The 10732-nt window shown below is 61.1% G+C and carries 8 protein-coding genes; 1 reads left to right on the top strand and 7 read right to left on the bottom strand.

Going from position 1 to position 10732, the window contains the following annotated elements; all coding sequences use genetic code 11:
- Positions 1-513: 513 nt before the first annotated feature.
- From Q0L62_RS12445 to Q0L62_RS12455, 3 genes are all read right to left on the bottom strand, one after another.
- Positions 514-1074: a VOC family protein gene (locus Q0L62_RS12445; protein WP_296680288.1), complete on the bottom strand. Its 561-nt coding sequence runs from the start codon at positions 1072-1074 to the stop codon at positions 514-516.
- Complete coding sequence (hppD, locus tag Q0L62_RS12450; protein WP_296680291.1) at positions 1071-2171, bottom strand: 4-hydroxyphenylpyruvate dioxygenase; 1101 nt, start codon at positions 2169-2171, stop codon at positions 1071-1073. The genes Q0L62_RS12445 and hppD overlap by 4 nt, the downstream gene beginning before the upstream one ends.
- A gap of 98 nt (positions 2172-2269) precedes the next feature.
- On the bottom strand, positions 2270-2722 hold the full coding sequence (locus Q0L62_RS12455) for a tRNA (cytidine(34)-2'-O)-methyltransferase (RefSeq protein WP_296680295.1): 453 nt from the start codon (positions 2720-2722) through the stop codon (positions 2270-2272).
- A 140-nt stretch (positions 2723-2862) separates the two neighbouring features.
- On the opposite strand from Q0L62_RS12455, the gene Q0L62_RS12460 reads away from it, so the two are divergent.
- Complete coding sequence (locus tag Q0L62_RS12460; RefSeq protein WP_296680297.1) at positions 2863-5328, top strand: glycoside hydrolase family 3 protein; 2466 nt, start codon at positions 2863-2865, stop codon at positions 5326-5328.
- On the opposite strand, the gene Q0L62_RS12465 is transcribed toward Q0L62_RS12460, so the two are convergent.
- The 4 genes from Q0L62_RS12465 to Q0L62_RS12480 form a co-directional block, all read right to left on the bottom strand.
- Complete coding sequence (locus Q0L62_RS12465) at positions 5329-6522, bottom strand: MFS transporter (RefSeq protein ID WP_296680299.1); 1194 nt, start codon at positions 6520-6522, stop codon at positions 5329-5331.
- Entirely contained in the window at positions 6512-7570 is a 1059-nt protein-coding gene (locus Q0L62_RS12470; protein WP_296680302.1) for a LacI family DNA-binding transcriptional regulator, read from the bottom strand. Before Q0L62_RS12470 ends, Q0L62_RS12465 begins: the two co-directional genes overlap by 11 nt.
- Positions 7571-7573: 3 nt before the next feature.
- Entirely contained in the window at positions 7574-8545 is a 972-nt protein-coding gene (locus tag Q0L62_RS12475) for a glycoside hydrolase family 16 protein (protein ID WP_296680305.1), read from the bottom strand.
- A 55-nt stretch (positions 8546-8600) separates the two neighbouring features.
- On the bottom strand, positions 8601-10732 hold a 2132-nt coding region (locus tag Q0L62_RS12480; protein ID WP_296680309.1), incomplete at its 5' end, for a TonB-dependent receptor.

The raw sequence follows: 10732 nt of genomic DNA on the forward strand, positions 1-10732 counted from the left end.
CGCAACGTTGAGGTCGTTGTGGGCGAAAGCCCGTGGAAGTTCGAGTCTTCTCGACCGCACCAATCAGTCCAGACTTACTTGCCCTCGATGGGTCAAGGCGACCTTTAAAGGCGCGCTCTGCGATCTTACCAAACGGACAGACGATCTTGCGGCGACAGGTACAGCGCATCGCCCGGCTTGACCGAAAAAGCGCGCACCCAGTCGGCCGAATTGCTAACCAGATTGCTAAGCCGCTGCGCAATTGCGCGGCGAACCAGCACCCAGATGAGGAGCAGTCCGATGCGTAGTTGCCCTCGCCCTGGCTGGCGTCTTGTTCCTCAATGGATGCAATGGCGGTTCGGCTGCCAATGATGCGAGCGCGGCGAGCCGCAATGTCAGTGATTTTATCACTACAACGCCTCCGCCCTTCAAGCGTAAGCGACTAACGTCCCATTGCTTTACGCTTTACCGCCCGCCACTCCGTCAAAGGTTCAACCCAAACGCACACGACCTGATCCGATCGTGCAGCTTGCGCTAGCTGCCATGCCCCTTGCGGGCGATGGCGTGAAGCCAGTCGGCGTGGCGGGGGGCTTTTTTGGTGGCGGTCCATTCGTCCAGCATCGGCATCGCAACCTTTTTGAGCTCGGCATACTGATCCGGCGTGCCGATATCGGCGGCCAGTTCGATGCGGTGACCGTTGGGATCGAAGAAATAGATCGATTGGAAAATGCCGTGATGGGTCGGGCCCAGAACTTCGATGCCGCAGCTTTCGATATGTGCCTTGGCGGCCAGCAATTCAGCCATGCTGCCGACGCGGAACGCCAAGTGCTGGACCCAGGCCGGGGTATTCTCATCGCGACCCATGCCTGGCTGTTCGGGCAGTTCGAAAAAGGCCAGGACGTTGTTATTTCCGGCATCCAGGAAGACATGCATGTAGGGATCATAGGCGCCGGTTGACGGCACGTGATCTTCGCTGAACGCGCTGGTATAGTCCATGCCCAGCACACGGCCGTACCATTCGACCGTTTCCCTGGCGTCCTTGCAGCGATAGGCAGCGTGGTGGACACCGCCCAGCTTGATGGGATGGCCGCTCATTGTGCCGGCTCCTTTATCTTAAGCGCGCCGCGGTCAATCTGGTCGCGTTCCATGCTTTCGAACAGCGCCTTGAAGTTGCCTTCGCCAAAGCCGTCATCGCCCTTGCGCTGGATGAACTCGAAAAAGACCGGGCCGACCTGAGCTTGGGCGAAGATCTGCAACAGCAGCCGCGGCGTGCCCCCCTCGGTCGTGCCATCGAGCAGTATTCCCCGCATCTGCAATTGGTCGACCGGCTCGCCGTGGCCGGGCAGACGGGCATCCAGCATCGCATAGTAGGCGGCGGGAGGCGCAGTCATGAAGGGGACGCCCAAGGCCTTGAGGCGGTCCCAGCAGGCCAGCAGATCGTCGCAGATCAGCGCGATGTGCTGGATCCCTTCACCATTGAACTGGCGCAGGAACTCTTCGATCTGGCCCTTGCCCCCTTCTCCCTCTTCGTTGAGCGGGATGCGGATCTTGCCATCGGGCGCAGTCAGGGCCTTGGACGTCAGCCCCGTATATTCGCCCTTGATGTCGAAAAATCGGATTTCGCGGAAGTTGAACAGCGTTTCGTAATAGTCGGCCCAATACTTCATCCGTCCGTTGTAGACGTTGTGAGTCAGATGATCGATCAGCTTGAACCCGGCACCGACCGGATGCGGATCGACCCCCGGCAGATAGGCAAAATCGATGTCATAGATCGACAGGCCGCTTCCGCTCTCGTCAGCATAGCGATCAACCAGATAAAGGATCGCCCCGCCGATCCCGCGGATCGCCGGGATGCGCAGTTCCATCGGCCCGGGTTCATTGGCGACCGGTTCGGCCCCTTGCGCGATCAAATAGGCATAGGCCTGTTTGGCATCGCGAACGCGAAACGCCATGCCGCAGGCGCTCGCCCCGTGTTCGCGTGCAAAATACCAGGCGGCACTGCGCGGTTCGTAGTTGGCGATCAGGTTGATGCCGCCCTGGCGCCACAAATCGACATCCTTGCTGCGATGCCGCGCCACATGGGTGAAGCCCATTGCGGCAAATACAGGCTCAAGCTGACCGCGTTCAGGCGCACAGAACTCAACAAATTCAAATCCGTCCAGTCCGGCGGGGTTTTCGAACAGGTCGGCCATCACATGCTCCGCAATGTAGTTACAATAGAAACTATCTACGCGACTGCGGGCATTCTGTCAACGCGTTTGGCGGTGCCGATGGGCCACGCGCGCCGGCCTTATCCAGGCAGTTCGCCGGTTTGGCGCAAGGCTTCTCCCAAGGCGAGAGCAGCCGAAGATGCAAGGTTCATCGAACGGACCCCGGCGCGCATCGGAATCCGCAACCTGACCTGGCATGCATCCGCAATGGACGGCGGAACACCGGCACTTTCCTTGCCGAACAGCAAGACATCGTCGGCATTGAAAGCGAATTGGTAAAGCGACTGGTTTGCCTTGGTGGTGAACAAAACCAACCGCGAAGGACCGATGTGACGCTGAAAAACGCCGAAATCGACATGACGCTCAACCCTGACGTGATCGATGTAATCCATCGCCGTGCGGCGCACCCGTCTGTCATCCCAGGCAAAGCCCAAAGGTTCGATCAAGTCGACAGCTACGCCCATACATGCGCCCAGCCGCAGCACAGCACCAACGTTCTGGGCAATTTCGGGTTCAAACAGGGCGATGCGCATGGCACGCTGCTTGCCCCGATGCCCGCTGCCTTGCAAGTCTTGGACAGACGCTATGGCGGCCTGTCGATTGCCGCAAAAGCCTTGCTTTCCGCACAGCGCTTTGTCATGAATGTGGGAACGTTCACAGCAAGCGGGATGTAATGGGAGATCTGGCGTTGAAATCAGGCATGTTGCGCGCGTCGGTGACGCTGGCGATGGTTCCCGCACTGGCCGCCTGCGCCGCGATGGACGACGTGCAGCCTGTGTCACAGCCCGCCCCTGTCGCCGCAGCCGCAACTGCCAATCCCCGCTTGTGGCCCGCAGCGCACAGCCCTTCTGCGATAACCGACCCCGCCACCGAAAGAATGATTGGCGCGATAATTGCCCGCATGCCTGTGGAAGCCAAGGTTGGCCAGCTGATCCAGGCGGATATCAGTGCGATCAATCCGGCCGATCTGGCCCGATATCCGCTTGGCTCGATCCTGGCCGGTGGTAATTCGGGCCCATATGGCAACGAACGGGCCGACGCCCAGACCTGGGCGCGGTTGGTGCGCGAGTTTCGGGATGCATCGCTGAAAGCTGGCAGCGGGGTGCCGATCCTGTTCGGGGTCGATGCCGTGCATGGCCACTCCAATTTGCCCGGCGCCACGATTTTTCCGCACAACGTTGGTCTTGGAGCCGCCAACGATCCGGCCCTGATCGAACGGATCGGCGCGGCAGCCGCGGCTGAAATCGCCGGCAGCGGCATCGAATGGACCTTTGCCCCTACGCTTGCGGTTCCGCAGGACGTGCGCTGGGGCCGCGCCTACGAAGGCTTTTCCGCCGATCCGGCGCTGGTTGCCCGCTATGGCCGCGCTATGACGGTCGGGCTGCAGGGAACGCTGCGCGCCAGGCAAAGCCTTGGGGCTGATAAGGTAGCCGCCACGGCAAAGCACTTCCTTGCCGACGGCGGCACCCTGGACGGCCGTGACCAGGGGGATGCACGGATCGGCGAGGACGAACTGATCGCCAAGCACGCGCAGGGCTATGTCTCCGCGATCGATGCCGGGGCACTGACCGTCATGGCCAGTTTCTCCAGCTGGAACGGTGTCAAACACCATGGCAACGGATCATTGCTTACCGGCGTGCTTAAGCAGCGGATGGGCTTTGAAGGTCTGGTCGTCGGCGATTGGAACGGCCACGGTCAGGTCCCTGGCTGCTCCGCCACGGATTGCCCGGCTTCGATCAACGCAGGCGTTGACCTGCTGATGGCTCCCGACAGCTGGAAGGGACTGTTCGACAGCACCCTTGCCGCGGTAAAGGACGGCCGGATCAGCGCAGCGCGGCTGGACGATGCGGTGCGGCGCATCCTGCGGGTCAAAGCCAAACTCGGGCTGATCGGCGACCATCTGATCCAACGCGGTGATCCGGCGCAGGTTGGTGCCCTGGCGCATCTTGCCACCGCCCGCGAAGCGGTGGCCAAATCGCTGGTACTACTCAAGAACAACGGCGGCGTTTTGCCGCTGCGGCCGGGCGCAAGCGTGCTGATAACGGGTCCGGGCGCAGACAACATGGCGATGCAGGCCGGCGGCTGGACGATCACCTGGCAGGGCACTGACACGGCTTCTGCCGATTTTCCCAACGGCCAGACGATAGGCCGCGCGATTGCTGATGCCGTGCAAACCAGCGGCGGCACGGCGATCGTATCTGCGCAGGGCAATACCCCGGCCAAGCCCGATGTCGCGGTCGTAGTGCTGGGCGAAACACCATACGCCGAGTTTGAAGGCGACATCTCCGACCTGGCCTTCAATCCATCGTCCAGTCTATTGGCCCAGATCGACCGGTTGAAGGCGCAGGGAACCAAGGTAGTCGTGCTCTTCCTGTCGGGCCGCCCGCGCTTTGTCGCCAGCCTGTTAAACCGGGCCGATGCATTTGTCGCAGCGTGGCTGCCGGGCACGCAAGGCCGCGGCGTGGCCGATGTGCTGGTCGCAGGCGCAGACGGAAAAGCGCCCCGTGATTTTACCGGACGCCTGCCCTTTGCCTGGCCCGACGATGCCCGTTCGCCAATCCTTGCACCGCTGTTTCCGCTGGGTTTCGGACTCGATTACGCGCATCCGCGCAGCCTTGGCCCAGTCAACACCGATCCGCGCATAGCTGCGGCGACGGACAGCGCGGCGTCCACTCTTCTGCTGCGGGGCAAGGCACCAGCACCGTGGCACATCACGATGGACGGCGCGATCACATCGCGCCCGGTCGATCTGGGCGCTCAGGAAGATGCCCGCCAATTCACTTGGGGTAGCGCATCGGCGCTAGCCATTGAAGGGCCGGCAGTCGACCTGTCGGCAGCACTGGCTGCTGGCATGGACTTGCTCATCGACTGGCGGATTGATCGACCCGCGACGGGCGATGTTTTCCTGGCGCTCGGTGGGGGCAGGATCAGTCTTAGCCAGCTGTCAGTCCCGGTCGTGGCCGGACAACCAGCGCTGACCCGGATACCCTTGCGCTGCTTTGCCAATGCCGGGGGCAAGCTCGATGCGGTGGGCGGACCATTCCGGCTTGAAGCGCCAGCTGGCTTCGCCGCGACCTTGCGTTCAGTTACAGTGACGGCGGGCTCTGCGGGATCGTCCTGCCCACCTGCGGCAAAGTGATCAGCTGCGCCGCGCCATCAGTGCCAGCATGACTGCGGCACTGGCCGACAGAACGGTCAGGACGGCAAACAGCGACTCGAACCCGTAGCGCGGCACCAGCGCCAGCGTCAGCCACGGCATGATCAGGGACGGGACCGTGTTGGTGAGATTGAACACGCCCATGTCCCGCCCGCGATGCTGGGGCTGGGGCAAAACTCGCAGGGTCTGGCCAGTGTGGAGGGCCAGGAACACGCTGCTGGCCAAACCGAACACCACATAACCAATCAGGGCAGCCGTCATACCGGGCGCCATAGCCATGATCGTCAACCCTGCTGCGGCCACTCCTGCTGCGACCGCCAAAGGTTCGATCGGGCGTTCGGTGCGGTCGGACCATCGCCCCACGGCCAGTGCGATAAGAACTGCTGCTGACAGGACTGCTGTAAAAATACCGGCCGCGCGGTTTTCATGGATGCCGGGGTCAAGGCTGCGCAGCCACATCAGCAAGAATGCAAACAGCGATGCTTCGGACACCTGGACCAGCAGCCGCGCCAACCACATCCGGCGCACGGCCCAGCCCGCCTTGCCGTGTTCCGATCCTTCAACGGTGCGCGGGGTAACAAGGTGGGGCATCGCCCGTGGCCTTCCGAACAAAAGGACAGGACTGACCATTGCGACAACAGCTCCAGCTACCCACAGCAGGCGTACGTCGGCGGCTGCAAAACCTTTCACCGTGACGACCGATCCCGACAGTGCGCCAATCGCCGGGGCAAATGCCAATAATCCGCCCAGCATCCCCTTCTGGCTGTCAGGTACGCAATCTCCGGCCCAGGCAGACAAAGGACCCAACATCATGTTAAGCGCCAATTGCCACGCCACGATCAGAGCGATCAGCATTGATGGGCTTTGCGCCAGCGGCACCGCAATCAGCAGGGCGCTTGACGCCAACATGCCGCCGACGATCCAAGGTGTTCGCCGCCCGCTTCGATCGCTCAACCAGCCAAATGCTACATTGCCAAGGCTGGCGGCAATGGCGCCGCAAAAGGCAATGATCGCCAGCACATCAAGCGCTCGTGCATCGCCCAGAACCTGGACCCGCAGTGGAAGCAGAATAGTCAGAAACGGGACATAGGCGACAGCGCCGCCGCCAGCAGCGAGGGCATAAAGATATAGGAACCGAGCCGATTGGCGTATTTCCGCTCCGTGGTCAGGGGGCATCAGAACGCGGCGCCGCTGTGCTGGCGCGGATCACCAGTTCGCCCGGAACGTCGACCGGACTTGCCGCGTCGGCACTATCGTCACGGTTAAGCAGCAGCTCCACAGCGCGCGAAAACGTTGCCGCGATGGGCTGGTCAATAGCTGTCAGCTGCGGATTGGTAAAACGGGTTACCGGGGTGTTGTCAAAGCTGATCAGCGAAAGATCGCCCGGGACAACAAGGCCTTGAGCGGTCGCAGTATCAAGCGCAGCCAGCGCCATCTGATCATTGCTGGCGATGATGGCGGTTGGGCGCGGCTGTATCGCCAGAAGAGCATTGGTTGCCGCGACCCCGCTGGCATAGCTGAAATCGCCGGGCTTGCAGTAGGCAACAGGATCTAGGCCATGGCTTGTCATCGCCCGGACATAACCATCGCGCCGCCAGCCCGACAGACTGTATTCATCCGAACCCGCGATGAAGCCTATCCGGCGGTGTCCCAAGCCAACCAGATAATCGGTTGCCAAAACTGCCGATCCCTCGTCACCCATCGTAATGGCAAAACCCGGCCCGGAGGCAATCGAGCCGATCCGGGCGAAAGGTATCTTGTTGTCGGACAGCATTCCGGTGATCAGTGGATTGTCCGAGTGCGGCGGGGTCAGGATCACGCCGTCGGGCTGCAAGGCGGCAATGGTCGCGCCCAGTTCGCGTTCGACATGGTCACTGTGGGTATCGACCAATTCGAAAATCATCCGGTACCCGTATTCTGCGCATTTAAGCATGCCGCCGAGCAGCATCTGGTCGATCCAGTCTCCGCCCTGACGCGCACGCCAGTCGGCGATGGTGCGTTCACGGTCGTTGATCGCCATGATCAGATAGGACCGTGAGCCGCTCATCCGCTGCGCCGCGATTGATGGAACGTAGCCCAGCTTGTCAATCGACGCCTGAACGCGCTGCTTCATCGCCGGGCGGACGTTAGGCTCATTGTTGATGACCCGGCTGACCGTTTGCAGCGAAACACCGGCGTCACTTGCAACGTGCTTGATGGTGACCGCTTGGCGGCGTCTCGCCATGGTTCACTCAGCCCCTTTGCGCGGTCCCATGCATGCCAGCCCCGTATCGGAATCGCGATCGCATTGATAGACCCGGATCCAGTCGATTGCCAATTCGGCCGGGACCGATCCCTTCGCAATCCCCTTGTCGTTGTTTTCTTCGGCAAGTTTGCCGCCGAATGCCAGGTTGGCCATCAGATAGAATGGCTGGTCGAACGGCGCGGCGGGATTGCCCTTCGCATTGGGCGAAGCGGTGAACCACTTGTCCGCGGTCACTTCCCAATAGAACCGCCCGTCGAGATAATAGCGCAGCAGCCCTTTGCCCCATTCAAGTGTCCAGACATGGAAATCGTCCGAAGGAAGCGATTGGTCGGGCAGCGCGACATGCTGCACGACATAGGTGTTGCCCGGCGGCGCGTTGCCAAAATGCATGGCACTGCTCATCCGGTTTTCACCGACATCACCTTGACATTCCGGGCATTTGGCACCGAGATTGACGCCTTCGAGTATATCGATCTCGCCCGACAGCGGCCAGCCGCCGTAAACGTTTTGGGACGGCATCATCCAAACTGCCGGCCATGTCCCCTGCCCCTTGGGTGGACGGGCGCGGAATTCGATCTTGCCGTACTTCCATGCGTGCAGGCCCAGCGTGCGGACCTTGCCCGAGGTATAGTGCTGGCTCACATCGGGATTGGACTGCGCGGCGATCTCGGGTGGGCGATCGGGCCCGCGAAAGCGTTCCTTGCGGGCGATCAGATGCAACTGACCGCCACTCACCCGGATATTGGCAGCCCGATCGGTATAGCACTGGCGTTCATTGTTGCCCCCACCCCAGCACGATCGTTCGGGAATCCACTTGGTCCGGTCGATTTCGGTACCTTCGAACTCGTCCACCCAGACAAGTTTCCATTGCGGAGGTGCTGCCGGCGCATCGGCGGCAAGGGCAGGCGCGGCAAGGCCTAGAGCCATCCCCAGGGCGATCAATCGTGGGCGCATTGCTGCCCTCCGTGACAGGTACGGGCCGCCGGATCAACCGGCGGCCCACACCCGATCAGAAATCGAACCGCGCCAGGAACGTATACCGCCGGTCGTTGCGGAACGCCGAGCGGGGAAACCGAGTTCCTGAAAAATCGACCACCTGTGACGTCCGGGTCACTTCATCCAGCAAGTTCACGCCTTGAACACCGATCTTCACATGCTTGTTCACTGCGTAGAAAATAGAGGCATCGAGCTGTCCGCTTGCCTCCTGCCAGATCGGCGAAAACGGATAGATATCATCGCGTGGTGTAATCAGGAACGCCGACCGCCAGTTATAGGCGGCGCGTATGGCCAACGGACCCTTTTCGTAGAACAGTGTTGCGTTGATGGTGTGCTTGGAAAGGCCCGCAAGTGGCTGCTGGAATGCGAACGAGCCGCCAAACAGTTCCTCTCCGCTTGTGGTCACCGAAGGCTCGCCCGGGTTGGCCAGATTTGCGTTGGTCAGGTCCGAGCCATCGACATAGGTGTAGGTGATCTGCGAACCCAGACCGCTTAGCAAACCTGGCAGGAAATCATAGGTTTGCTGATAAGCCAGCTCGAAACCCTTGATCTTCCCGTCCTGCGAGTTCGCCGGCCCCTTGACGACAACATCGACCGGGGTTCCCTTGGTGGTGTAGACGACATCGGTAAACCCGGTATCGACCCTTCCCTTGATGTCCTTGTAGAACACCGCAGCCGTCAGCGATCCTACTTTGCTGAAATACCATTCAGCTGAAAGGTCATAGTTCCACGAAGTGACCGGACGCAAATTGCGGTTGCCGGTGTTCAGGATAAACAGCGGCCCGGTTTCGAGCGCATTTGCGCCGGCCGTTTTAAGCGCAGCTGTGTTGTCGCCGATAAAGCCGCCTGCCGCGAAAAGCTGCAGGTCAGGGCGCGAGATGCCTTTCGACACCGCGAAGCGGAACAGCAGGCCGTCGCCAACGTCAAGCTTCGCGTTGAAGCTTGGCAGCCAGTGGTCAAAACGGATCTTGCGGTTGTCGTTCAGGATTTCTCCGGTGAAGGCCGCGGCGAACTCGGCTCTGCGGGCGGCCGATAAATCGCAGTAACCGCGAACCTGGCCAGGCACGCCTGGCCCGGCGCAATTGGAATCGATTTCCGAAACCTGGACAACGCCATCGCCATTGCCGCCATTCACAACTCTGTCGAACTGGCCGGCATCAGGGAAGCCGATCCGCCCACCGCTTGCAACCTCGGTCTGGACAAAGCGCAGACCGAAATTGCCAACGATGTTCCAGCCGCTGGAGAACTCGTGGCCGAAGTCGATCCGCGCATAAGCGGACTTGGTTATCTCGCCGACGGTCGAAATCTCGTTGGGGCAGTAGACGCCTTCGATGTTGCAGGGCACCGCAACTCCGGTAAGCGGATCAGGCCGGGTGCGACCATTGACGCCAAGATTGCCAGCATTCGGGGTCTGTGAAAATGTAGCAATCTGGTCCCACTGCCCGTCGGTCACGCCAGAGAGATATTCCTTTAGGAAATCATCGCCGCCATAGAACCAGGCCTGCCCATTGGGGATCGGCGTGGGCGCTGCCCCGCGCTGGAAATTGCTCCCAAACGGATTGCGCAGTTGGCTGTAGGCAGGGAAGTCGTCGGTATAGGCACCGCCGGCGATCGCGAATTCCTGACCTGGCAGGCCGGTGTAGAACCGCCCTGGTACAAACGGACAGGTCGGGCCGCTACCCCACGGCGCGCAGCCGGCCCGGCCAGCCCAGGGAGCGGAAAGGTTACCCCAAGTGCTGAAGTCGGTGTTGCGCGTTGTGCGATCGCGGTCCGACCAGCGCGCGCCGAAGCTAGCCTTCTTGAAGAAGCCCGTATCGTTGATGTCATATTCCGCATCGAAACGCAGCGTATCCATCTTGCCATCGTTCTTTTCGCGGCTGTCAAGACCGAACCAGTAATAGGTGTAGAAGCCGGAAGAAAAGTAGTCGGCCGGCGCGCCCGGAGGGGCAAGGAACTGGATTTGCGGTGTGTTGCCGGCAAGATTGATGCCGATATCCGCCCAGGTACTCATCGCGCCGAACACCGAATCCCGACGCAGGTCCGATTCGACACGCTGCGCCTCGAACTTGAGGCGCAAGCGATCGCTGACGTTCCATTTGACGTCGAACGAGTAATCAGAAGTGACAGACTTGGTATCGCGCAGGA

Source organism: Novosphingobium sp., from assembly GCF_024642085.1.
Taxonomy (GTDB): domain Bacteria; phylum Pseudomonadota; class Alphaproteobacteria; order Sphingomonadales; family Sphingomonadaceae; genus Novosphingobium.